This is a genomic window from Microbacterium terrisoli, assembly GCF_030866805.1.
GTDB classification, from domain to species: domain Bacteria; phylum Actinomycetota; class Actinomycetes; order Actinomycetales; family Microbacteriaceae; genus Microbacterium; species Microbacterium terrisoli.
In genome coordinates, this window is sequence record NZ_CP133019.1 from 2,983,829 (window position 1) to 3,007,049 (window position 23,221).

At 66.2% G+C, this 23,221-nt stretch carries 19 protein-coding genes; 15 read left to right on the top strand and 4 right to left on the bottom strand.

What is annotated here, in order from left to right; genetic code table 11:
* Positions 1-51: 51 nt before the first annotated feature.
* The 3 genes from QU603_RS13525 to QU603_RS13535 are packed head-to-tail and all read left to right on the top strand — an operon-like array spanning position 52 to position 3,583.
* Positions 52-1,545 carry a sugar ABC transporter ATP-binding protein gene (locus QU603_RS13525; RefSeq protein WP_308494029.1) on the top strand — a complete coding sequence of 498 codons (1,494 nt, stop codon included), beginning with the start codon at positions 52-54 and terminating at the stop codon, positions 1,543-1,545.
* Entirely contained in the window at positions 1,542-2,573 is a 1,032-nt protein-coding gene (locus QU603_RS13530; RefSeq protein WP_308491895.1) for an ABC transporter permease, read from the top strand. Before QU603_RS13525 ends, QU603_RS13530 begins: the two co-directional genes overlap by 4 nt.
* Positions 2,570-3,583, top strand: coding sequence for an ABC transporter permease (locus tag QU603_RS13535; protein ID WP_308491896.1), 1,014 nt, complete (start codon positions 2,570-2,572; stop codon positions 3,581-3,583). Before QU603_RS13530 ends, QU603_RS13535 begins: the two co-directional genes overlap by 4 nt.
* 55 nt (positions 3,584-3,638) lie before the next feature.
* On the opposite strand, the gene QU603_RS13540 is transcribed toward QU603_RS13535, so the two are convergent.
* Positions 3,639-3,800 (bottom strand): hypothetical protein, encoded by a 162-nt coding sequence (locus QU603_RS13540; RefSeq protein ID WP_308491897.1) that lies wholly within the window; start codon positions 3,798-3,800, stop codon positions 3,639-3,641.
* On the opposite strand from QU603_RS13540, the gene QU603_RS13545 reads away from it, so the two are divergent.
* Positions 3,799-4,704, top strand: a complete 906-nt coding sequence (locus tag QU603_RS13545) for an autoinducer 2 ABC transporter substrate-binding protein (protein WP_308491898.1) — start codon at positions 3,799-3,801, stop codon at positions 4,702-4,704. The genes QU603_RS13540 and QU603_RS13545 overlap by 2 nt on opposite strands.
* 104 nt (positions 4,705-4,808) lie before the next feature.
* On the top strand, positions 4,809-5,786 hold the full coding sequence (locus QU603_RS13550; RefSeq protein ID WP_308491899.1) for a ribokinase: 978 nt from the start codon (positions 4,809-4,811) through the stop codon (positions 5,784-5,786).
* Here QU603_RS13550 and rhaD read toward each other — a convergent pair.
* A complete protein-coding gene (rhaD, locus tag QU603_RS13555) occupies positions 5,778-7,841 on the bottom strand; it encodes a bifunctional rhamnulose-1-phosphate aldolase/short-chain dehydrogenase (protein WP_308491900.1) in 2,064 nt (687 codons plus the stop codon). The genes QU603_RS13550 and rhaD overlap by 9 nt on opposite strands.
* A gap of 29 nt (positions 7,842-7,870) precedes the next feature.
* Positions 7,871-8,818: a sugar phosphate isomerase/epimerase family protein gene (locus tag QU603_RS13560; RefSeq protein WP_308491901.1), complete on the bottom strand. Its 948-nt coding sequence runs from the start codon at positions 8,816-8,818 to the stop codon at positions 7,871-7,873.
* Between the two features lie 151 nt (positions 8,819-8,969).
* On the opposite strand from QU603_RS13560, the gene QU603_RS13565 reads away from it, so the two are divergent.
* Both QU603_RS13565 and QU603_RS13570 read left to right on the top strand, forming a co-directional pair.
* Positions 8,970-9,935 carry an alpha/beta hydrolase fold domain-containing protein gene (locus QU603_RS13565; protein WP_308491902.1) on the top strand — a complete coding sequence of 322 codons (966 nt, stop codon included), beginning with the start codon at positions 8,970-8,972 and terminating at the stop codon, positions 9,933-9,935.
* A gap of 40 nt (positions 9,936-9,975) precedes the next feature.
* On the top strand, positions 9,976-12,066 hold the full coding sequence (locus QU603_RS13570) for a prolyl oligopeptidase family serine peptidase (protein WP_308491903.1): 2,091 nt from the start codon (positions 9,976-9,978) through the stop codon (positions 12,064-12,066).
* 29 nt (positions 12,067-12,095) lie between these two features.
* On the opposite strand, the gene QU603_RS13575 is transcribed toward QU603_RS13570, so the two are convergent.
* Positions 12,096-13,097 (bottom strand): LacI family DNA-binding transcriptional regulator, encoded by a 1,002-nt coding sequence (locus QU603_RS13575; RefSeq protein WP_308491904.1) that lies wholly within the window; start codon positions 13,095-13,097, stop codon positions 12,096-12,098.
* A gap of 204 nt (positions 13,098-13,301) precedes the next feature.
* Between QU603_RS13575 and QU603_RS13580 the strand changes: the two genes are divergently transcribed.
* The 8 genes from QU603_RS13580 (at position 13,302) to QU603_RS13615 (ending at position 23,134) form a co-directional block, all read left to right on the top strand.
* Positions 13,302-14,894 carry a sugar ABC transporter ATP-binding protein gene (locus QU603_RS13580; RefSeq protein ID WP_308494030.1) on the top strand — a complete coding sequence of 531 codons (1,593 nt, stop codon included), beginning with the start codon at positions 13,302-13,304 and terminating at the stop codon, positions 14,892-14,894.
* On the top strand, positions 14,891-15,922 hold the full coding sequence (locus tag QU603_RS13585; RefSeq protein WP_308491905.1) for an ABC transporter permease: 1,032 nt from the start codon (positions 14,891-14,893) through the stop codon (positions 15,920-15,922). Before QU603_RS13580 ends, QU603_RS13585 begins: the two co-directional genes overlap by 4 nt.
* Positions 15,919-16,953 carry an ABC transporter permease gene (locus QU603_RS13590; RefSeq protein WP_308491906.1) on the top strand — a complete coding sequence of 345 codons (1,035 nt, stop codon included), beginning with the start codon at positions 15,919-15,921 and terminating at the stop codon, positions 16,951-16,953. The genes QU603_RS13585 and QU603_RS13590 overlap by 4 nt, the downstream gene beginning before the upstream one ends.
* Before the next feature lie 62 nt (positions 16,954-17,015).
* Positions 17,016-18,071 (top strand): rhamnose ABC transporter substrate-binding protein, encoded by a 1,056-nt coding sequence (gene rhaS, locus QU603_RS13595; RefSeq protein WP_308491907.1) that lies wholly within the window; start codon positions 17,016-17,018, stop codon positions 18,069-18,071.
* 57 nt (positions 18,072-18,128) lie between these two features.
* Entirely contained in the window at positions 18,129-18,491 is a 363-nt protein-coding gene (locus tag QU603_RS13600; protein WP_308491908.1) for an L-rhamnose mutarotase, read from the top strand.
* Positions 18,488-19,654, top strand: a complete 1,167-nt coding sequence (gene rhaI / locus QU603_RS13605; protein WP_308491909.1) for an L-rhamnose isomerase — start codon at positions 18,488-18,490, stop codon at positions 19,652-19,654. Before QU603_RS13600 ends, rhaI begins: the two co-directional genes overlap by 4 nt.
* A gap of 16 nt (positions 19,655-19,670) precedes the next feature.
* Positions 19,671-21,722 (top strand): bifunctional aldolase/short-chain dehydrogenase, encoded by a 2,052-nt coding sequence (locus QU603_RS13610; protein ID WP_308491910.1) that lies wholly within the window; start codon positions 19,671-19,673, stop codon positions 21,720-21,722.
* Complete coding sequence (locus QU603_RS13615) at positions 21,719-23,134, top strand: rhamnulokinase (protein ID WP_308491911.1); 1,416 nt, start codon at positions 21,719-21,721, stop codon at positions 23,132-23,134. The genes QU603_RS13610 and QU603_RS13615 overlap by 4 nt, the downstream gene beginning before the upstream one ends.
* Positions 23,135-23,221: the final 87 nt, after the last annotated feature.

Sequence of the window (23,221 nt, forward strand, 5' to 3'; positions counted from 1 at the left end):
GGCAAGGTTGCGTCGATGGCCGACACTCCATCCAACAAGAGCACGGCGACCATGCCCCGGTTGAGCATCCGAGGCGTGAGCAAGAGCTTCGAAGCTGTGCACGCCTTGCGTGACGTCAGCTTCGACATCGCCCCCGGCCAGATCCACGCACTCGTCGGTGAGAACGGCGCCGGCAAGTCGACCCTTGTGGCTATCATCACGGGTCTTCTCGAGGCGGACACGGGCCAGCTCATCTTCGATGGAGAGCCTGTCCGCTTCCGCAATCCGCTGGATGCGCGCGGCAGAGGGCTCGCTGCCGTTTACCAAGACCCGAACCTCTTCCCGCATCTTTCCGTGGCGGAGAACATCTTCACCGGCCAGTACCCGCGCAGCGGCGGCATCGTCAACACGGCGCAGATGCGTGAGCGGGCGCAGTCCCTCCTCGCCCACCTCGGCTTCGACCTCGACGTCGATGAGCTGGTGGCGAATCTCACCGTTGCCGAGTCGCAATACGTCGAGATCGCACGGGCGCTCTCTTCTGATCTGCGCCTGTTGATCCTCGACGAGCCCACAAGCGCACTGACGCCCGGTGAGGCCAGCAAGCTCTACGACGTCGTCCACAGGCTGCGAAACGAAGGAACCACCATCGTCTGGATCTCTCACCGCATGGAAGAGATCAGCCTCCTGGCGGACACGGTCACGGTGCTTCGGGACGGTCAGCACGTGCAGACATCACCGACAGAAGAGCTCGACTACGCGACGATGATCAAGCTGATGGTCGGCCGATCCGTCACGCTCGACGCCGTACCGCGCGAAGAGTCGCTCGGGCCGCCCCGGCTGTCAGTCACAGGGTTGAGCAGCCCCGGAATGTTCGACGACATCACTTTCGACGTGCACGAGGGTGAGATTGTGGGCGTCGCGGGTCTGGTCGGTTCGGGCCGCTCTGAGATCGCCCAATCGATCTTCGGCATAGGCAGTCGCCCAGCCGGTCGCGTCGAGGTCGACGGAGAAGTCGTGAACCCACGGTCACCAGGGCACATGGCGGAGCTCGGCGTGGCGTACCTGCCGGAGGACCGGGATATCGAGGGCGTGATCGCGTCGATGACGATCTCGGCCAATATCGCCCTTCCGAGTCTGCGCGTCCTCAGCAGGTTCGGCTTCATGAGCCGCCGGCGCGAGCGCGCGCTGGCGGCAACACAACGCCAAGGTCTGAGCATCAAGGGTGCTATTGGGGACCTCGTCAGTTCCTTGTCGGGCGGCAACCGTCAGAAGGTCGCCCTCGCCCGGTGGCTGGCGACGCAACCTCGCGTGCTTCTGCTTGACGAGCCGACACACGGCATCGACGTCGGCACCAAGGCCCAGGTGCACGACATGATGCGAGACCTCGCTCGCAAGAGCCGGCTCGCGATCCTCATGATCTCGTCTGACATGCCTGAGGTCCTGGCGGTCAGCGACCGCATCCTGGTCATCGCCCGTGGGCGCCTGGTCGCGGACTTCGACATTCAGGAAGCCTCGCAGGAGAAGATCCTCGCCGCGGCCGCGCGCACGAAGGAGGAGCCAGCGTGAGCGCTGACGCAATGATCGCCCACCGCACCCGCAAGCGGTCCTTCGGTGGGGGTGCCCTGCGTGTGAGATTCCTCGGGGTCTTCGCGTTCCTCGTACTGCTCTTCGTGGTGTTCAGCATCCTCGACCCACGGTTTCTGACATGGCCGAACGCTCGTAGCATCCTGTTCACCGGGGCCATCCTGGCCATAGCCGCACTCGGGCAGACTCTTGTCGTCCTCACCGGCAACCTCGATCTGTCCGTGGGGTCGATCATGGGCCTGACGGCCTACGTGGTGTTCGACATCGCTGGAAAAGTGACAGCGCTTCAGCCGTGGGTGGTGCTGATGGCGATGATCATCGGTGCGGTGCTCGGCTCGATCAACGGCATACTCGTCACCCTCCTGAAGATCCCGTCGATCGTTGCGACTCTGGGCACCCTGTCGATCTACCGAGGTTTCGTCTCGTTCTACGCGAATGCCAAAGAAGTCACCAGTGGGACACTCCCCGCGTGGTCGAAGTCGCTGGCCGCACAGATCTGGCTCGGCTTGCCCGCATATGTCTGGATCTCCGCAATCTTGGTCGCGATCGTTGCGATTGCGCTGGCTCGACTGCCATGGGGCCGTATGGTCTACGCCTACGGCTCGAATCCGAAGGCGGCCAGGTTCTACGGGTTGAACAGCACCGGCATTGTGATCGGCGCGTACATAGGTGCGGGCGTGATCGCCGCGATTGCCGGGCTCCTGCTGGGTGCGCAAGTAGGCAATATCAACTCGCTCCTCGCCAATGGCATAGAGCTGGAGGTGCTGGCCGCGGTCGTGATCGGCGGCGTGAGCATTTGGGGAGGTACCGGCAGCGTCATAGGCGCCGCGTTCGGGGCGATCGTCCTTGCCACCATCGACAATGGCCTCGTCCTCCTCGGCGTCAACGAGTTCTACCGGCTGATCATCCAAGGCGTTGCCATCATCGCTGCGGTCGGAATGGATGCCATCATCCAACGCAACGTCCACCGAGCGACATCCCGGCGAAGCATCATGGAGGTCAAAGCATGAAGAGCATCGTCGGCCGATTCGGGTGGGAACTCATCCTCATCGTCCTGATCGTCTTGGCGTTCCTGTGGTCGAGCACGCTCTCGCCCTATTTTCTGGACGGGGTCACTCTCCTCAACTCGGCCGAGTTCTTCGTCATCTTCGTCCTCATGGCATTCGGCCTCTTCCCGATTGTCGTGCAAGGAGAGATCGACATCTCCCTTGCCTCCACACTCGCCGTGGGCAGCGTCATGCTCGGCGAGTTCTCACATGCGGGAATGCCGCTGGCCATCGCGCTGCCGATCGTGGTCCTCGCTTGTGCCGTCCTCGGTGCCGTGAACGGCATTCTGGTGGCCGTGGCCGGCCTTCCATCACTGGCAGTCACCCTCGGCACGATGGGCGCGTACCGAGGCATCGCATACATCATGGCGGGCGATAGCGGGATGACCGGCTTCAGGCCCGACTACCTTGCGCTGGGATCCACATGGGTCGGCATCGTGCCGATGAACGTGATCGTCGCGCTGATTGTCGCGATCGGCGCAGGCGTGCTCATGTCGACGACCCGATTCGGTCGAGAGAGCTACGCGATCGGCAGCTCGGCTGCGGCAAGCAGAATGGCGGGCATCAATGTGACCGCTGCAAAGGTCATCGCCTTCTCGCTCGCAGGCGCTCTCAGCGGCCTCGCCGGCCTCGTCTGGGTAAGCCAGTATCAATCGGCCCGCGGCGACAACGCGGACGGCAGCATTCTGTTCGTCGTGACCGCGGTGGTCCTCGGGGGCGTACTCATTCAGGGAGGGTCTGGCCGGGCGATCGGTGTCTTCCTCTCCCTCGTGCTGCTCGCCACGATCCAGACAGGCATGCAGCTTGCAAACATCCCCGGAACAAGCCAGACGCTCGTCATCGGCATCCTCCTCGTTGCCAGCATCGGCCTGCCACACATCGTGACCGTCACCCGACAGCGGCTCGCGCACCGAAGAGCCGCAGGCCGACAGCCGACGAGCAGCACAGCGCCGGGAGTGAACACCACGGCATGACGACTCGCTCAGCGCTTCCAAGAACCCTTTGATCGAGCACCAATAGGAAAGGCAATCACATGCGAAAAATCACATCCATCCGAAGCCGGGTCGCTGCGGGCGCCGCGACGATCCTGTCTGCAGCCATGTTGTTGGCTGCATGTTCGTCAACACCACCCACATCGTCGTCCACTGACAGCGCAGGTGCGAAGCAAGCGAGCGACGTCAGGATCTTCATGGCGCCGAAGTTCACCGGGCTCGCCTACTTCGAGGTCGCCAAGAACGGCGGTGAAGAGGCGGCGAAGGACCTCGGCTTCCAGTTCCAGTACATCGGTTCGGATCAGCCTGACGCCACAGCGCAGATCGCAACGCTGACCAACGCGATCCCGCAGAAGCCCGACGCGCTTGTCGTCAGCGCCATCGATCAGGATGCCGTCGCGCCGGCTTTGAAGCAGGCCATGAAGAGTGGCATCAAGGTCGTCACCTACGATGCCGACGCTGCCGCTGACGCGCGCGACCTCTTCGTCAATCAGCTGAGCTACAAGCTGGCGGCAGAGACCATGCTGAAGGCCGCGAAGCTCGACTCGCCCGACGGCGGCCTCGTCGCGTTCATCTCGGCTTCGCCCACCGCCGCCAACCACGCAGCCCACGTCAAGTACATGAAGGAACTGATCGACACCGATCCCGCATACAAGGACTTCAAGTATCTGGACACGGTGCAGTTCGCCGGGGATGATGCGAAGAAGAGCCAGGACATCGCGTTGAACCTCATCCAGGCTCACCCGGACCTCAAGGTCATCATCTCGTCGTCCGCGGTCTCTGCACCCGCCGCCGAACAGGCGATTGTGAACGCAGGCCTGCAGAACAAGGTGTATGCGACGGGCTTTGCCCTGCCCAGCTCCGTCAAGGACTTCATCAAGAACGGCGATGCGAAGGCGTTCGCGATGTGGGACCCTGCGGAGCTCGGCTACGTGGCGACCGCAGCCGCATTCCAGCTGGCCACCGGAAAGATCACCTCGGCTGAAGGACAGGTGGTCGACGCCGGAAAGCACGGCAAGTACACCGTCGGGAAAGACGGCGAGGTCGACTACAACAAACCGTTGATCTTCACGAAGGACAACATCGACAACTACAACTTCTGACCGTTCGCGCACTGGCCCGGCAGGATCACCGCATCCTGCCGGGCCAGTGTCATCGGCGCCCACCGTCAAGGGTGCCCGCAGGCCGGAAAGCTATGATCGGACCCATGATCGCTCAGAGTCCGACGGTGCTTGCCGCTCAGGGCTCGACGCCCCGTCACGCGCTTGCGCGGGTCCACGTCATCGGCAGCATCAACGTCGACACCATCCTGGCGATGCCGACTTTCCCCGCCCCCGGTACGACCGTGATCGCGACCGATTCGCGACAGGCGCTCGGTGGCAAGGGGGCGGCCCAGGCGATCGCGTCGGCGCGTTTCGGTGCGCAGACGGGACTGACCGGCTCGATCGGGTCGGATGCAGAAGGCGACGTGGCGCGGACCACACTGAACGCTCAGGGCGTCGACGACCGGCTGTTGCGTGCGAGTTCGCTGCCGACAGGCCGCGCCTTCGTCTACGTCGACCGCGGCGCAGAGAACGAGATCGTCGTCGATCCGGGCGCAAACGCCGACCTGAAGACGCTCAGCGCTGGCGACCGAGAGGCCATCCTCGCCGCCGATGTCGTCCTGACGCAGCTCGAGGTTGGCTGCGCGATCGCATTCGAGGCCATCGAGTTCGCCTCCCAGAACTCTGTCACGGTCATCCTCAACGCGGCTCCGGCGCTCGACCTGCCGACCGACATCCTGGCCAAGATCGACTTCCTCATCGTCAACGAACCCGAAGCCACGGCACTCAGCCGTGAAGGCGATGCGATCACTGCGGGCGAGCGGCTCGCCAGGGCGGTCGGGACGGTTCTGGTCACGCTCGGTGCGCGCGGTGGGCGCCTGCATCGGCGCGGGGCGGCGCCGCAGAGCTTTCCCGCCCTCACGGTCACGCCCGCCGACACCACCGGTGCCGGCGATACCGTGTGTGGAGTGTTCGCCGCCGCGATCGCTCAGGGGTGGCAACCGAGCGAAGCGTTCCGGGTCGCACTTGTCGCCGGCTCGATCGCCACCACAACACGCGGCAATGCGCCCTCGATCCCTGACCGCTCGCGCATCCTTGCAATGTTGCCCGACAGCCGCGGCGCGGCCGTCGGCCTACCGTAGGAACGCCGCCGCGACACCCGAATCCACCGGGATGCTATGTCCCGTCGTCTTGGCCAGGTCACCGCACAGGAGCGCGGCAACGGCCGCCGCCACATCGTCCGGCACGACCTCGCGCTTCAAGATCGTGCGGCCAGCGTAGTAGCTCCCCAGATCTGCCCGGTCGACGCCGTACAGCTTCGCGCGCTCGTCGCCCCATCCCCCCTCGAACAGTCCTGACCCGCGCACGACCCCATCGGGGTTCACCCCGTTCACCCGGATGGAGTGCTCGCCGAGCTCGGCGGCAAGAAGACGCACCTGGTGGGCCTGATCCGCTTTAGCCGCGGAATACGCGACGTTGTGTGTGCCGGCGAAGACCGCGTTCTTGCTGGAGATGTAGATGATGTCGCCGCCGAGTCCTTGCGCGATCATCACGTTGGATGCCTCTCTGGACACGATGAAGGACCCTCGCGCCATGACGCCGTGCAGCGTGTCCCAGTCCTCGTCGGTCGTCTCGGCGAGGGACAGACTGCGCGACAGACCTGCGTTGTTGATCACGATGTCAATCCCGCCGAACGCTTCTGCAGCCTCGGCGACTGCCTGACGAACGGCTGCCGAGTCGCTGACATCGACGTGCACTGCAACTGCGACGTCACCGACCTGGACAGCGCCCGCCGCTGCCGCAATCTCGTCCGCCACAGCACGAGCCCGCTCCGCGTCCAGATCGGCGACGACCACGCATGCACCCTCTCGGGCCAGACGCAGAGCGATCGCACGGCCGATGCCGTGCCCGCCACCCGTCACGAACGCCACGCGCGCCGCCAGTGGTTTGGGCTTCGGCCGACGTGCGAGCTTCGCCTCTTCCAGGCTCCAGTACTCGATGCGGAACTTCTCGGCGTCGGGGATGGGCGCGTACGTCGAGACGGCTTCGGCCCCCCGCATCGCGTTGATCGTATTGACGAAGTACTCGCCTGCCACGCGCGCCGTGTGCTTGTCTGCGCCGAAACTGAACATCCCCACGCCGGGGATGAGGAAGACGGCGGGGTCGGCTCCTCGCATCTTCGGGGAATCAGCCGTGGCATTCGCGGAGTAATAGCGCGCGTAATCCTCGCGGTAGGCCGCGTGCAAGTGGCCGAGGCGCTGCTCGACCAGAGCGAGTTCGCTGTCCCCCGGCAGATCGAGCAGAAGCGGCCGGATCTTGGTACGCAGGAAGTGATCGGGGCAGCTGCAGCCCAGATCGGCGAGCCGCGGGCATTCACTGCGACTGAGGAAGTCGAGGACGACCTCGGAGTCGATGTAATGTCCGACGACCGGCCCGTCGGTGGCGGCCATTCTGCGCAGCAGCGGCGCGAGCACGGCCGCTCGCGCGTGGCGCTCCTGTCGTTCGAGCGCACCGTAGCCCTCACGCACGGCCCCGAACGGCGCTGGCGCGCCGTGTTCGTCGATGTACTGCTCGGCCAGCGCGATGATCTCCAATGACCGCTGTCGACATTCGGTGCTGGATGCGCCCCATGCCGTGATCCCGTGCCCGCCGAGTATGCAGCCGATGGCCTCAGGGTGAGCGCGCTGGATCTGCGCGATGTCCAGCCCAAGCTGGAACCCCGGACGACGCCATGGCACCCAGACGACCCGCGCACCGTAGATCCGTCGCGTCAATTCCTCGCCGTCCGCGGCCGTGGCGACGGCGATCCCCGCGTCGGGGTGAAGATGATCGACGTGGGGCGCGTCGACGAGCACATGCATGGCGGTGTCGATCGATGGCGGAGCAACTGGCTGTCCGAACATGCAATAGTCGAACAACCCGACCATCTCGTCTTCGTGTTGGGGTCCACGGTAGACCGCGGAGAGCGCCTGAACGCGGTCGCGGCGCAGCACGGCCAGCCCCCGTTCCGTCAGCGTCCCGAGATCGCCGCCCGAACCTTTGACCCAGACGACCTCGACGTCGGACCCTGAAGCGGGATCGATGACACAGCCCTTCGCTGACGTATTGCCACCGCCGTAATTGGTCACGCGGGGGTCTGCCCCGAGCGTGTGGCTTCTCTCGATCAGTTCCGTGACGACGCTGCCCTGCTGCTGCATCCCTGACGTCTCCTCTCCGACCGTTCGGCTCACAGCGCCGGACGATTCGCGGCCGAACGCAGCTGCGCGTCGATGAACCCACGGGCATGCGCGGCGAGATCGGCGTTGTCGCTCCAGAGATCGCGCCAGATCGCCAGCGTGTAAGAGAGCTCAGGCATGATGATGCGAGATGAGAAGCTCTCGAAGGTGATCGGACCCGTGTAGCCGATCGCTGCGAGACCCCGGAACAACGAGGTGAAGTCGACGTTTCCGGTCCCGAGATAGCCGCGGTGGTTCTCTCCGATGTGCACGTACCCGAGGTGTTCGCCGGCGGTGAGCACTGCCGAGTAGTTGTCGCTCTCCTCGATGTTCATGTGATAGGTATCGAGATGGATTACCAGGTTGTCCCTGCCGACCTCGCCGACATAGCTGACAGCCTGGGCAGCAGTGTTCAGCATGTTGGACTCGTAGCGATTGACCAGTTCCAGCCCGATCTGGATGTCTGAACCCGCGGCAGCATCGCACAGTCTCTGCAGCGCGGCGATGGAGTTCTCGCGACCGAGCCTCGACACCGGTGCGTTGTACTTGCCGAGCGCGCCATAGAGCACACCACCGACGTACAGTGCCCCGAAATCGCGCGCGACGCTGTAGGCCTCATGCAACAGCCGCTCGCCGGCATGCACACGATCGGGATCCTCACTGCTCACATCAGTCTCGGCGGACAGACCGAACGAGGCCGTGGCCTCCATCTCGTACTCATCGAGAAGGCGACGCGTCATCGCTGCATCGACCTTGCGCGGGTCCATCAGCAGGATCTCAATCACGTCATAACCGGTCGCTTTCGCACCCTCAATCGACGAACGCGCCTCGGCCTCAGACCACCCCCCGGCCCATACGAGCCCGTGAACTCCGACCTTGTTGGTATAGGCAGACATCTGAACCCCTCTTCTGGCCGGAATACGGCGATCTTTGAGGCCGCCCACTGGCGGCGGGCGCACATGCTGTCAACTTAGACGCGGATCCAGACTGAATCAAGCATACGTTCATATCATGCACATATGTTCACGAATTGGCGCGCGAAGGATGCGAGGGGCTCGGGAATGATGGACGGATGACGAGTCCGCAGCCCCACCCGATCGAGCGCCCGTCGTGCTGACGCCGGCCGACGTCGCGATGTGGTTCGTCGCCCGGCGCCTTGGCCGCACCGGCACGGCACCCGATCCGCGGCCCGACATCGACACGGCGTCACTGCAGAGGCGCTTTCCGCGTCTGGCGACGGTCGTGGCCGCGGACGTGCCCGTCGCGAGCGACGACGGGCCCGTGCCTGCGCGGTTGTACCGCGATCACGCGACGCTGGCGCGCAATGCACTCGTGTGGGTGCACGGCGGCGCGTGGCTCGGCGGCGACCTCGACATGCCCGAGTCGAACTGGGTGGCGCTGGAGCTCGCGGCCGCGGGCATCCCGACCCTCGCCGTCGACTACCGCAAGGCGCTGCGCGGCGTCCGCCACCCCGCACCACTGGACGACGTGCAGGCGGCGTGGCGACACGCGACTGCGCACACGGTCGACCTGTTCGGCACCGACGCCACGCGGGTGCATCTGGGTGGGGCGAGCGCGGGCGGCGCACTCGCTGCGGGGGTCGTGCTGCGAGCACGGGATGCCGCGGCCCACCATTCGCCGGGTTCCACGGGCGACGGCAGAGTCCCGGCATCCCTCGTTCTCGCCTACCCCATGCTGTACCCGCGGCTGCCGCCCAACTCGCCCGAGACGAAGCGCCTCATGGCGAAGATGCCGGCGCGCCTGCGGTTTCGGCCCAGCATCGTGCGGGCGCTCGCCAAGCACTACGCGGGCGCTGCGGGGATGACGGATCCGACGGCGTTCCCGGGGTTCGCGAGCGACCTGCGGGGTTTTCCGCCGACGTACGTGCTGGTCGCCGCAATCGACGATCTGCGCTCATCAGGCGACATGTTCGGCGAACGGCTGCGAGCCGCCGGGGTGCGCGTCGAACTGTTCGCCGAGCGCAGCGCGACGCACGGACACCTCAATCATCCGGAGGCGAACTCGGCGCAGCGCAGTGTGAAGCGCATCGTCGAATGGATCGACGGCTTCGCGTAGGGGGTCGTGGCGAGCGGTGCGCGCATGAAACGATGGATCGATGCACGACTACCCTTCTGCGCGCCGCAGCGATGTCCACGAGACCCTCCACGGCGAGGTCGTCGCCGACCCGTACCGCTGGTTGGAGGACGCCGACGCACCCGAGACGCAGGCGTTCGTCGCCGCACAGAACGCGCACGCGCGTCCGGCGCTGGATGCGCTGAGCTCACGTACGGAGTTCCTCGAGACGGTCACCGAAATGCTGACCGCCCCCGCCCGGGGCTGCCCGTTCGAGAAGGGCGGGCGCGTGTTCGCGTGGCACGGCGACGGGCAGAATCAGGACGTGCTCGTGGTCGCCGACTCGGTCGACGAGCTCGAGAACGGACGCGTGCTGCTGGACCCGAACACGCTGTCGGACGACGGTACCAGTGCTGTGACGACAGCGTCGGTGAGTCCCGACGGCGCACTGCTCGCGTACGGGGTCGCCGACGGCGGGTCCGACTGGCGCACGATCCGGGTGCGAGATGTCGAGACAGGCCAGGACCTCGACGACGAGATCACGTGGACGAAGTGGAACTCGCCGGTGTGGTTGCCCGCTACTGACCAGAGTGCTGACCAGAGAGTCGACACGAGTGTCGACGTCGCGGCGCGCTCGTTCTCGTACTGGTGCTACGACGAGCCGGACGGCAACGCGCTGACCAGCGAGCAGGGCGCGGGCAGGCTGCAGGCGCACGTGGTCGGCACCGACCGGCAGGCCGATGCCGTGCTGTTCTCGCGGCCCGACGAACCGAGAACGTTCGCTCGGCCGTGGCCCGCGGACGACACATGGTTCGTGCTGCACACCGACAGCGGATCGTCGTCGGGCAACGACCTCGCCGTGCGCCGGCACGCTGAGCCGGTCGAGGCGCTGCGCGCGCTCGTGACCGGACGCGACCGCGAATGGCATTCGATCGGCATTCGCGACGACGTGCTGTACGTCGTCACCGACGACGGGGCGGCGCGTTACCGACTGGCATCCTTCGACCTCAACACCGGGGCGCAGAGCACCGTGGTCGCCGAGCATGACGAGGACGTGCTGCTGAACGCGCACCTGACGGCGACCGGCCTCATGCTCGAGTATTCGCACGACGCCGCGCACCGGGCGCAGCTCGCCGCGTTCGACGGGACCCTCGGCGAGGCGCTGCCACTCGGCGAGGGCGTCAGCATCACCGGGATGTCGACCGACGACGAGTCCGGTCGCGTGTACGCGACGACGTCGAGCTTCGTCGACCGCGGCACGCGGCACATTCTCGACGTGGACGGGACATCGGTGCTCTCACACCGCACCCTGCCGACGCCGGGGCCCGCGGCGCCCCGCGCGACGACCTCACGCATCCGCGTCACGAGCACCGACGGTGCCGACGTCCCGGCGTTCGTCGTGCGGCCCGAAGGCGACGACGGTTCGGTCCCGCGCCCGACACTGATCTGGGGATACGGCGGCTTCAACATCCCGATGAACCCGGGCTTTCGCGCCGTGCTGGCCGCGTGGGTGGCCGCCAGCGGAGTGCTCGTCGTGCCCAACCTGCGGGGAGGAGGCGAATTCGGCTCGGACTGGCACCACGCCGGCACGAAGGAACGCAAGCAGCAGGTGTTCGACGACCTGTATGCGGTGGCCGAGCACCTCGTGTCCACCGGCGTCACGACCCGGCGTCAGCTCGCGCTGCACGGCCGGTCGAACGGCGGCCTGCTGGCCGGCGCCGCCCTCACCCAGCGTCCCGAGCTCTGGGCGGCGGTGCTGCCCGGGGTCGGCGTGCTCGACATGCTGCGATTCGACCGGTTCACGATCGGCTGGGCCTGGACCAGCGACTACGGCGACCCCGACGAGGCCGACGCCTTCGCCTATCTGAAGGCATACTCACCGCTGCACAATGTGCGGCCGGGAACGGAGTATCCGCCGACTCTGATCACGACCGGTGATCACGACGACCGCGTCGTGCCCGGGCATTCTCTGAAGTTCGCCGCCGCCCTGCAGCACGCACAGGCCGCCGACGCGCCGATTCTGCTCGCGGTCGACACACGAGCCGGGCACGGCATGGGCAAGCCGAAGGATGCCGCGGCCGCCGAGTTCGCCGACCAGCTGGCGTTCGCGGCACATCACACGGGGCTGCGCTGACGCGGCGTGCGGGCAGTATGCCGACAGCGTCAGCCCTCTGTCGAACGGCGCACGACGAGTTCCGGTCGGAACGTCACATGCCGAGGCGGAAGCGTGTGATCCACGGATTCATCGAGCAGGATCCGCATGCCCGTCGCGCCGATCTGCGCGGCGGGCTGGCGGATGGACGACAGCGGCACGGTAGCCGCGGCCGCGAACGCGATGTCGTCGTAGCCGATCAGCGCCACGTCTTCGGGTACCCGGATGCCGGCGGCGGTCAGGCCGCCCAACAGTCCGATGGCGATGAGATCGTTCGCTGCGAACACCGCGTCGGGCCGTCCATCAACGCCGCCCGCAGCCAGGACAGCGCTGGCGCGCTGACCCTCAGCAATGCTCAACGCCGTCAGCTCCACCACTTCCAGACGTGCGTCTGGATGCTCTGCCGCAGCGTCACGAGCGCCGAGAAGCCGGTCCTCGACTTGCGCGATGCCCCGCGGCCCAGCAACGTAGGCAATGTGCCGGTGCCCGCGGTTCAGCAGATGCCCGACCGCCAACGCGCCACCCAGGCGATCGTCCACCGACACGGAGCTGAATGAGTGGTCCGAGCTGGCTCGATCGACCAGCACGGTCGGGATGCCTCGCCGTCGCAAGGCGCGTAGGCGCTCATCGACATCCCCGAACGGAGTGAGCAGAACACCGCGTAACCGCTGCTGTTCGAACAGGTCCAGGTAGGCCCGTTCACGATCGGGACGCTCCCCTCCGTCGCCGACGATGACGGCGAGTTCTGCCGCCTGCGCGACATCTTCAGCACCACGAGTCAGGTCGGCGAAGAACGGGTTTGTCATATCCAGCACGATGAGCCCGACCGCACTGCTGCGGCCTGCGCGCAATTGCCGCGCGGCATCATTGCGGACAAACCCGAGCTCATCGATGGCCGCGCGCACCCGTTCGGCAGTTGCGGCACTGACATGCTGTGGCCTGTTGAGCACGTTCGATACGGTGCCCACGGAGACGCCGGCACGCGCCGCGACGTCTTTGACGCTCACCGTCATTGGAGTCCCTACCGCCGGAGCTGTCTCGGCGACGCCGGCTTTCACATGATAGCGAGTCTATAACGTTTCACTAAGGGGCTGCCATCGTCGCAGCACGCCTCTTGACATTCTCTACCGATACAGTCACAATCGGTGACGCGGCTGATTGTAACGATTCATTTTTGCGACACAGCGCAATTCCCGCGCGGGCACCCGCGCCTCACTGTGGAGGTACACGCTTTGACGGAGCCGTCAGCTGGCGATGCCGGCAGCCCGCTGCTGGAACTGTCGCACGTCGCGAAATCCTTTGGACCGGTGATCGCCCTCGCCGACGCGGATCTCACGGTCCGCGCCGGGTCCATCCATGCGCTGGTCGGCGAGAACGGCGCGGGCAAGTCGACACTGGTCAAGATCATCGCGGGCCTGTACCACCGTGACAGCGGCTCCTTCAGATTCGCGGGTGCCCCCGTCGACTTCCGGTCCACAGCCGAGTCCAAGCACGCCGGGATCGCCGTCATCTACCAAGAGCCGACGCTTTTTCCTGACCTGTCGGTCGTGGAGAACATCTTCATGGGTCGCCAGCCGACCACCCGCACCGGTGGCATCGATCGGCGTGCCATGGTCACCGAGGCCGAACGCATCTTCCGCCGCCTCGGAGTCCACATCGACCCCCAACGGCCCGCAGAAGGATTGTCGATCGCCGACCAGCAGCTCATAGAGATCACCAAGGCCATCTCACTGGATGCGAAGTTGATGATCATGGACGAGCCGACCGCTGCCCTCAGCGGCGTAGAAGTCGATCGATTGTTCACCGTCGCACGCAGTCTGCGCGACGAAGGACGCGGCCTCGTCTTCATCTCCCACCGTTTCGACGAGGTGTTCGCGCTGTGCGACGAGATCACGGTCATGCGCGACGGCCGCTACGTCTCCACTGACAAGACCACGTCCGTCACCGAAGACGAGATCGTCCGCCGCATGGTGGGACGCGACGTCACCGAGCTGTTCCCGAAAGTGGACGCGCAGATCACCACGCCACTCCTCGAAGTGCGAGGGCTCACGTCGCCGGGCACCTTCGAAGGCATCGATCTGACGGTGCGCGCCGGTGAGATCGTCGCACTGGCCGGGCTGGTGGGCGCCGGTCGCAGCGAGATCGCCCGAGCCGTCTTCGGCGTCGACAGATACTCCGCAGGCTCCGTCACCATGAAGGGCGTTCCTGTCCGACCTGGCGACCCATCCGCTGCGATCGCCGCCGGCATCGCCTTCGTCCCCGAAGACCGACGCAAGCAGGGACTGGTCATGGAGGCGACCATCGGCCGCAACACGGCACTGGCCATCCGCGACCGACTCGCGACAACAGGACTGATCACATCACGTCGCGAGAACACCGTCGGCCGCGAATGGGCCGACCGTCTGCGGGTGAAGGCCTCGGCCCTCGACACCATCGCCGGCACTCTCAGCGGCGGAAACCAGCAGAAGGTGGTGCTCGGCAAGTGGCTCGCAACCGACCCGCAAGTGCTCATCATCGATGAGCCCACGCGCGGCATCGACGTGGGCACGAAGTCCGAAGTGCACCGGCTGCTGTCGGAGCTGGCCGGGCGGGGCATCGGGATCCTGATGATCTCGTCCGAGCTCCCCGAAGTACTCGGCATGGCGGATCGCGTCCTGGTCGTGCGGGAAGGGCGCATCACTGCCGAGCTGGACCGCGCCGAAGCCACGGCCGAAACCGTGATGTACGCGGCCACGCACGCGGCCGGCGTGAGCAACCCGTCACCGGCGTCGACGACGACCGCCGCCGACAGCGAGGAGACCGACCGATGACACACCTGCTGGGCAGGTTCCTGCACTCCCGAGAGATCGGCATCCTCATCGCGCTGGTCGCGGTGATCGCCGTGACAACCCTCGTGAACCCGACCTTTCTGTTCAGCCCCGACGGCTGGCGCGACCTGCTGCTGACCCCCACGATGCTGGTGCTTGTCTCGGTCGGCCAGGCCGTGGTCATCATCACGCGCAACGTCGACCTGTCGGTGGGAAGCGCGGTGGGTCTGGCCGCGTACTTCTGCGGCCGGATGTTCATCGACTTCCCCGGCATACCCGTCGTCTTCGTGTTCATCCTCGCCATGGTCTTCGGAGCAGTGCTCGGCCTGGTCAACGGCCTTCTCACCGCATACGGACGTGTGCCGTCACTGGTCATCACCCTCGGCACGATGTATGCGTTCCGCGGAGCACTCGTCCTGTGGGCGGGCAGCAACCGCATCAACCCGTCGGACATGCCCGGTTCGTTCCTGGACCTCGGCACCAGCGCGCTGCTGTCCATCCCCTGGCTCGCAATCATCGCTATCGTCGTGACCGTCATCATCGGGTGGTACCTGCGCAGCCGCCGCTCCGGACGCGAGTTCTATGCCATCGGCAGTGACCCCGCCGCGGCCGAACTGTACGGGCTGAAGGTCCGCCGCCGGGTGATCGCCGCCTTCCTGATCTCAGGGGTGTTGGCGGGCCTGGCCGGGGCACTCTACGCGGCCCGATACGGCACCACCGATTCTCAGACCGGTACCGGCCTGGAGCTTCAGGCGGTGGGTGCCGCGGTCATCGGCGGTGTGGCGATCTTCGGTGGCAGCGGCACCGTCTGGGGCGCGGCCATCGGCGCCATGCTCCTCCTGACGATCAACCGCGCCCTGCCGATCGTCGGGATTCCGGACTTCTGGCAGCAAGCCGTCGTCGGCGTGCTGATCATCGGCGCCATTGTGCTGGATCGGGTGCTGTCGTTGCGCACCCGAAGGCGATTGCTCGCCCAGCGTCACGACCCCGAAACCCCCGCCGCGCCGGCTCTCGAAGGAGTACAGCGATGACCGCACTCGGTGCCCGCACGGCTGCGTCCCGAACGACACTCCCCTCCTACGGTCGACCGCTGTGGCGCCGCATCCTGTTGTCTCCCGAAGCGCTCATCATCGCCGTGCTGATCGCTGTGGTGCTCATCGCCGCAGAGACGGTCCCCTACTTCGCCGGCACGAACACGGTGTACTTCCTGCTTCTGGACGCCGCCCCTGTGCTCATGATCGCGCTGCCGATGACGCTCGTGATCATCACCGGAGAGATCGACCTGTCGGTGGCGAGCATCATCGGTTTGAGCAGCGTGCTGTTCGGCGTGCTCATCCGGGCAGGCGTGCCCGTGGCCGTGGCGATCGTCGTCTGCATCGCGATCGGCTTCGGCGCAGGAGCGTTCAACGGCTTCTTCGTGACCGTCGTGGGTCTACCCTCTCTCGCCGTCACGATCGGCACCCTGGCGCTGTTCCGCGGTCTGGCCGTCGGCATCCTCGGAACGACAGCCATCACCGAGTTCCCATTGGACTGGCAGAACCTCGCCCAGCTGCGCTTGGGTGCATCCGGCATCCCCGCGATATCGCTCCTCGTGCTCGTCCTGATCGCCGTGTTCGTCGTCGTGCTGCACTACACGCCGTTCGGCCGCGGTCTGTACGCACTGGGCTTGTCAGCCGCGGCCGCACACTTCTCGGGCGTGCACGTGAACCGCAGCAAGTTCGTAACGTTCCTGCTCTCGGGTGCCGTCTCCGCTCTGGCAGGCGTGTTCTGGACGCTGCGCTTCGGCAGTGCTCGCGGCGACAACGCGAACGGATTGGAACTGTCGATCATCGCCGCGGTACTGCTGGGCGGTGTGTCGATCTTCGGAGGCAAGGGCAGCATCCTCGGCGTCATCGGCGGCGTCCTGCTGATCTCCGTGCTGCAGAGCGCGCTGCGCCTGGCCGGGGTCAGCTCCGATGCCATCAACGTCGTCACCGGCGCACTGCTGATCCTGTCCGTGCTTGCACCCCGCGTGCCCGACTGGTTCCGCGCACTGCGACACCGCGCTCCACCTGTCCCGTGACCACACCGGCACGGCCGGCACCCCCTATCAACACCCCTGTACCACCGATGAAAGGAACTCACATGATCACCGCAGCAACGAGCGGCCGGATGCGCCGCCTGCTCGCCGCCGGAGTCGGGGCCGTCGCCCTCGCCATGGCCCTGACCGCCTGCGCCGGCGCAGGCACCCCGGGTTCGACGACGGGAGGCGACAACGGCGCCGCGAAGAACTACAAGATCACCTTCCTGCCCAAGAACCTGGGCAACCCGTACTTCGACACGTCTGACAAGGGCGGCCAGAAGGCGATCGAGTCGTTCAACGGCACTTACAGCCAGGTAGGTCCCACCACAGCGACTGCTGATGCACAGGTCAGCTACATCAACACCCTCACCCAGCAGGGTGTGGGCGCGATCGTGCTCTCCGCGAACGACCCGAAGGCGCTGTGCAGCTCGCTGAACCAGGCGAAGCAAGCGGGCGTGAAGATCGTGACGTTCGACTCCGACACGGATGCCTCGTGCCGCGACGTATTCGTCAGCCAGGCCTCGGCCGAAGGCATCGCAAAGGCTCAAGTTGATCTGATCACGAAAGAGATCGGGGACTCCGGCGACATCGCTATCCTCTCGGCCTCGGCCAACGCGACCAACCAGAACGCGTGGATCGAGCTGATGAAGAAGGATCTGAGCGCCAACCACCCCAACGTGAAGCTCGTCGGCGTCGTCTACGGCAATGACGACGATCAGACATCCTTCGACAAGACGGCTGCACTGCTGCAGACGTACCCGAACCTGAAGGGCATCGTCTCTCCGACCACGGTGGGGATCGCGGCGGCTGCACGCTACCTGTCCACCTCCCAGTACAAGGGCAAGGTGGCGCTGACGGGTCTGGGCACGCCGAATCAGATGCGCTCGTTCGTCAAGGACGGCACGGTGACCTCGTTCGCCCTGTGGAACCCGGGGGACCTGGGCTACCTGGCCGCCTTCACGGCGAAGGCACTGATCGATGGCACCATCACCGGCAAGCAGGGCGACACCTTCAAGGCCGGCGATCTGGGCGAGTTCACCGTCGGAGCCGACAGCACCGTCCTGCTGGGCGACCCGTTCGTCTTCGACGCCAGCAACATCGACAAGTTCAACTTCTGATCGACCTCGTCGGGTGGTCGGCTCCGTGCCGGCCACCGACGTCGAAAGGCAACCCCTATGACTCGCGTCTGCTTCGAGCTGCATGTCAAGCCCGAACTGCTCGACGAATACATCGCGAGACACACGCCGGTGCGGCGCGAGATGCTCGACGAGATCGCGGCTGCAGGTCGACGGAACTATTCGCTGTTCCTCGCCGACGGCGGACGGCTCATCGGCTATTACGAAACAGACGACGATCAGGCCGCGCAGGCGTATCTGGCCGCATCGCCGGTCGCGACGACGTGGGAGGCCGAGATGGCGCCCTACTTCGTCGGCCTCGACGGACGTCCCGACCAGGCGGCCACACCCCTCACCGAGATCTTCCACCTCGCCGATCAGCAGGCCGCGGCATCCCCCAACGAAGAAAGCGACGCATCATGACCACCTTGTCCTCCGAGATCCTTGCAACGCTCGAGCAGCAGGCGATCGAGCTGCCCAGCTGGGCGTTCGGCAACTCGGGCACCAGGTTCAAGGTGTTCACCACGCCCGGCACTCCCCGCGACCCGTTCGAGAAGATCTCGGATGCCGCACAGGTGCACAAGCACACAGGCCTTGCGCCGTCGGTCGCGTTGCACATCCCGTGGGACATGGTCGATGACTTCGGCGCACTGCGCCGTCACGCCGAAGACATGGGCGTGCAACTGGGCACGGTCAACTCCAACGCGTTCCAAGATGACGACTACAAGTTCGGTTCGCTCACGCACAACGACGAGCGCATCCGCCGCAAGGCCATCGATCACCACCTCGCGTGCATCGACGTGATGGATCAGACCGGATCACGCGACCTGAAGATCTGGCTCGCGGACGGCACGAACTATCCCGGCCAGGGCGACATGCGCGCCCGGCAAGACCGTCTGCACGACTCGCTGCAGACCATCTATGCCCGCCTGGGCGAGGACCAGCGTCTGGTGTTGGAGTACAAGTTCTTCGAGCCAGCGTTCTATCACACCGATGTACCGGACTGGGGAACCAGTTACGTGCAGGTGTCGGCGCTCGGCGACAAGGCTATGGTGTGCCTGGACACCGGCCACCACGCGCCCGGTACCAACATCGAGTTCATCGTGATGCAGCTGCTGCGTCTGGGCAAGCTCGGCTCGTTCGACTTCAACTCGCGCTTCTATGCCGACGACGACCTGATCGTCGGCGCAGCCGACCCATTCCAGCTGTTCCGCATCCTGACCGAGGTCGTGCGCGGCGGCGGGCTGAACAGCCCCGGCGTGGCGTTCATGCTCGACCAGTGCCACAACATCGAGAAGAAGATCCCCGGCCAGATCCGCAGCGTGCTCAACGTTCAGGAGATGACTGCGAGGGCGCTGTTGCTCGACCGCGAGGCACTCGCACGGGCACAGGCCGAGAACGACGTGCTGGCCGCGAACGCGATCTATATGGACGCATTCCAGACCGACGTGCGTCCGGCGCTTGCCGAATGGCGTGCGAGTCGGGGCCTGGCCGCAGACCCGATGGCGGCATACGCGGCGTGCGGTTACCAGGAGAGAATCGAAGCCGACCGCATCGGCGGAGTACAGGCAGGATGGGGTGCGTGAAGCGATGGAGAACAGCATGACCAATCCGAGCGTCGCCGAGCTCATTGCCCGCAGCAACCGACTGGGCTCCAATCCGGTGAACACGAACTATGCCGGCGGCAACACATCGGCCAAGGGCACCGAGATCGATCCGGTCACGGGTGAGGACGTCGAGCTGCTGTGGGTGAAGGGCTCGGGCGGTGACCTGGGCACGCTGAAGCCCGAGGGACTCGCGGTGTTGCGTCTGGACCGGGTGCAGGCACTGCAGAACGTGTATCCCGGCGTCGACCGCGAAGACGAGATGGTCGCCGCATTCGACTACTGCCTGCACGGCAAAGGCGGAGCCGCCCCCTCGATCGACACCGCCATGCATGCTCTGGTGGATGCCGCGCACGTCGACCATCTGCACCCCGACGCCGGTATCGCGATCGCGACGGCCGCCGACGGCGAGCAGCTGACGGCGAAGATCTTCGGCGACAGTGCCGGTAACCAGCGGGTCGTGTGGGTGCCCTGGCGCCGCCCCGGCTTCCAGCTCGGCCTGGACATCGCTGCGATCAAGAAGGCCAGCCCCCAGGCAGTGGGCTGCATCCTCGGGGGGCACGGTATCACCGCATGGGGCGACACGTCCGACGAGGCCGAGGCCAACAGTCTGTGGATCATCACCACAGCGCAGGCCTATATCGACGAGCACGGGGCCGACGCTCCGTTCGGTGCCATACGAGAAGGCTTCGAGGCCCTGCCCGAGGCCGAGCGCCGCGCGAAGGCCGCTGCCCTGGCCCCCACGATCCGCGGGCTCGTCTCCACTGACAAGCCGATGGTCGGACACTTCACCGACGCCGAGGTGGTCCTCGACTTCCTCGCCTCCTCCAAGGCGCCGGCCCTTGCCGAGCTCGGCACGAGCTGCCCGGATCACTTCCTGCGCACAAAGGTCAAGCCGTTGCTGTTGGACCTCTCCGCTGATGCCTCGATCGAGGCATCCCTCAGCCGTCTGAAGGAACTGCACGAGGCCTACCGCGCCGATTACGCCGCGTACTACCAGCGCCACGCCGACGCCGACTCCCCCGCGATGCGCGGCGCCGACCCGCTGATCGTGCTGGTGCCCGGTGTGGGCATGTTCAGCTACGGCGCGAACAAGCAGACCGCGCGCGTGGCGGGCGAGTTCTATGTGAACGCGATCAACGTGATGCACGGCGCGGAAGCCCTGTCGACCTATCAGCCGATCGCGGAGTCTGAGAAGTTCCGCATCGAGTACTGGGCGCTCGAAGAGGCGAAGCTCCAGCGGATGCCGAAGCCCAAGACACATCAGGGACGCATCGCGTTCGTCACGGGAGCAGCGTCCGGCATCGGCAAGGCGATCGCTACCCGGCTCGCCCGCGAGGGCGCCTGCGTCGTGGTCGCCGACCTCGATCTCGCCAAGGCGCAGGCCGTGGCAGCCGAGCTCGGCAGCACGGACGTCGCGATCGGGGTGGCCGCGAACGTCTCCGACGCCGACGGCGTGCAGGCCGCGATCGATGCGACCGTGCTGGCGTTCGGCGGCGTCGACCTGGTCGTCAACAACGCCGGCCTCTCGCTGTCGAGGCCGCTGCTGGAGACCACCGAGAAGGACTGGGACCTGCAGCACGACGTCATGGCGAAGGGCTCCTTCCTCGTCTCGCGCGCGGCCGCGAAGGCCCTGATCGCGCAGGGGATGGGCGGCGACGTGATCTACATCTCGTCGAAGAACAGCGTGTTCGCCGGCCCCAACAACATCGCGTACTCGGCGACCAAGGCCGACCAGGCGCACCAGGTGCGACTGCTGGCCGTCGAGCTCGGTGAGCACGGCGTGCGCGTGAACGGAATCAACCCCGACGGTGTCGTACGCGGCTCGGGCATCTTCGCCGGCGGGTGGGGGGCGCAGCGCGCCGCGACCTACGGCGTGAAAGAAGAGGACCTCGGACAGTTCTATGCGAACCGCACGATCCTCAAGCGCGAAGTCGTCCCCGAGAACGTCGCGGACGCGGTCTATGTACTGACCGGACCCGAGCTCAGCCGCACCACCGGTCTGCACATCCCCGTCGACTCAGGCGTCGCCGCCGCCTTCCTGCGATGAGCGCTGGGGCCGTCGCGGCGATCGACCTGGGTGCCACGAGCGGTCGCGTCATCGTCGGCCGGGTCGGCCCAGATGTGCTGGATACGACAACGGTCACGCGCTTCGCAAACTCCCCAGTGCGCGCCGGCGACGGCCTGCACACCGACATCCTCGCGCTGTACGACGCCGCACTGGGCGGCCTGCGCGCGGCGCTGCACGCCCACCCCGACGTCGCCTCGATCGGCGTGGATTCGTGGGCCGTCGACTATGCGCTGCTGCGCGGCGGCAGGCTGCTCGGCAACCCGTTCCACTACCGCGACGAACGGTCCGAACGGGGCGTCGCGAAGGTGCACGAGAAGATGCCACACTCGACTCTGTTCGCCCGGAACGGACTGCAATTCCTGCCGTTCACCACGCTCTACCAGCTCGCCGCAGAAGATCCGGACGTGCTCGGCTTCGCCGACACCGCTCTCCTGATCCCCGACCTGGTCGCGTACTGGTTCACCGGCCGCGCCGTCGCCGAACGCACGAACGCCTCCACGACAGGCCTCCTGCGCGATGGCACATGGGATGACGAACTCATCCGCACGCTCGGATTTGCGCGTGGACTCCTACCCGAGCTCGTCTCACCCGGCGAGAGAGTCGGGATGCTGCGGCCCGACGTCGCCGCATCGCTGAGCGCGCCAGAGCGCCTGCCGGTGACGGCCGTGGGCACGCACGACACCGCATCGGCGGTGGTGGCAGTGCCCATGGAGGCCGGGCACGCCGCGTATATCTCGTGCGGCACCTGGGGACTCGTAGGCGTTGAGGTGGACTCTCCCGTGCTGACGCCCGAAGCGCTCGCGGCGAACTTCACGAACGAGGGCGGCGTCGATGGCAGGGTACGGCTGCTGCACAACGTCATGGGCCTGTGGGTACTGACCGAGGCCATGCGCGGCTGGGAACGCGCCGGCAGAGGGATCGAACTGTCGTCGCTGCTGACGCAGGCCGCCGCGGTCGATCCTGCCGCCGTGCCCGTGTTCGACATCCAGGATCCGCGCTTCCTGCCGACGGGCGACATGCCGGCTCGCATCAAGGCCTGGTGTGACGAGCACGACGTCGTCGCGCCGCGCACCCAGGCGGAATACGCCCGCGCGATCATCGAGTCGCTCGCGCAGGCGTTCACGGACACGGTGGCCGCGGCATCCCGCATCTCGCACGTCAACGTGCGCACGATTCACATCGTCGGAGGCGGGGCGCTCAACGACCTGCTGTGTCAGCGCACAGCCGATCGAGCCGGTCTGCCGGTGCTGGCCGGCCCCGTCGAAGCGACGGCGCTGGGAAATCTGCTCGTGCAGGCCCGCGCGGTCGGACTCGTCTCCGGCTCACTGGAGGCACTGCGCGACCTTGTGCAGCGCACGCACGCACCGCGGCGGTTCACTCCAGCCCCGTGACGGCGCCGCACATTTCTTGCGGTCGTACAATTTGCGTCGTGTTCGGGTGGGACGTCGACGAGACGCCGCCAGAGCTGACATCGCCCG

Coding starts and splice junctions, on each gene's coding strand:
- QU603_RS13570 (WP_308491903.1), top strand. CDS start 9,976: ATGCACGACTACCCTTCTGCGCGCCGCAGCGATGTCCACGAGACCCTC.
- QU603_RS13590 (WP_308491906.1), top strand. CDS start 15,919: ATGACCGCACTCGGTGCCCGCACGGCTGCGTCCCGAACGACACTCCCC.
- QU603_RS13540 (WP_308491897.1), bottom strand. CDS start 3,800: ATGAAGATCCTGACGTCGCTCGCTTGCTTCGCACCTGCGCTGTCAGTG.
- QU603_RS13600 (WP_308491908.1), top strand. CDS start 18,129: ATGACTCGCGTCTGCTTCGAGCTGCATGTCAAGCCCGAACTGCTCGAC.
- QU603_RS13615 (WP_308491911.1), top strand. CDS start 21,719: ATGAGCGCTGGGGCCGTCGCGGCGATCGACCTGGGTGCCACGAGCGGT.
- rhaS (WP_308491907.1), top strand. CDS start 17,016: ATGATCACCGCAGCAACGAGCGGCCGGATGCGCCGCCTGCTCGCCGCC.
- QU603_RS13535 (WP_308491896.1), top strand. CDS start 2,570: ATGAAGAGCATCGTCGGCCGATTCGGGTGGGAACTCATCCTCATCGTC.
- QU603_RS13610 (WP_308491910.1), top strand. CDS start 19,671: ATGACCAATCCGAGCGTCGCCGAGCTCATTGCCCGCAGCAACCGACTG.
- QU603_RS13545 (WP_308491898.1), top strand. CDS start 3,799: ATGGCGCCGAAGTTCACCGGGCTCGCCTACTTCGAGGTCGCCAAGAAC.
- rhaD (WP_308491900.1), bottom strand. CDS start 7,841: ATGCAGCAGCAGGGCAGCGTCGTCACGGAACTGATCGAGAGAAGCCAC.
- rhaI (WP_308491909.1), top strand. CDS start 18,488: ATGACCACCTTGTCCTCCGAGATCCTTGCAACGCTCGAGCAGCAGGCG.
- QU603_RS13585 (WP_308491905.1), top strand. CDS start 14,891: ATGACACACCTGCTGGGCAGGTTCCTGCACTCCCGAGAGATCGGCATC.
- QU603_RS13525 (WP_308494029.1), top strand. CDS start 52: ATGCCCCGGTTGAGCATCCGAGGCGTGAGCAAGAGCTTCGAAGCTGTG.
- QU603_RS13575 (WP_308491904.1), bottom strand. CDS start 13,097: ATGACGGTGAGCGTCAAAGACGTCGCGGCGCGTGCCGGCGTCTCCGTG.
- QU603_RS13550 (WP_308491899.1), top strand. CDS start 4,809: ATGATCGCTCAGAGTCCGACGGTGCTTGCCGCTCAGGGCTCGACGCCC.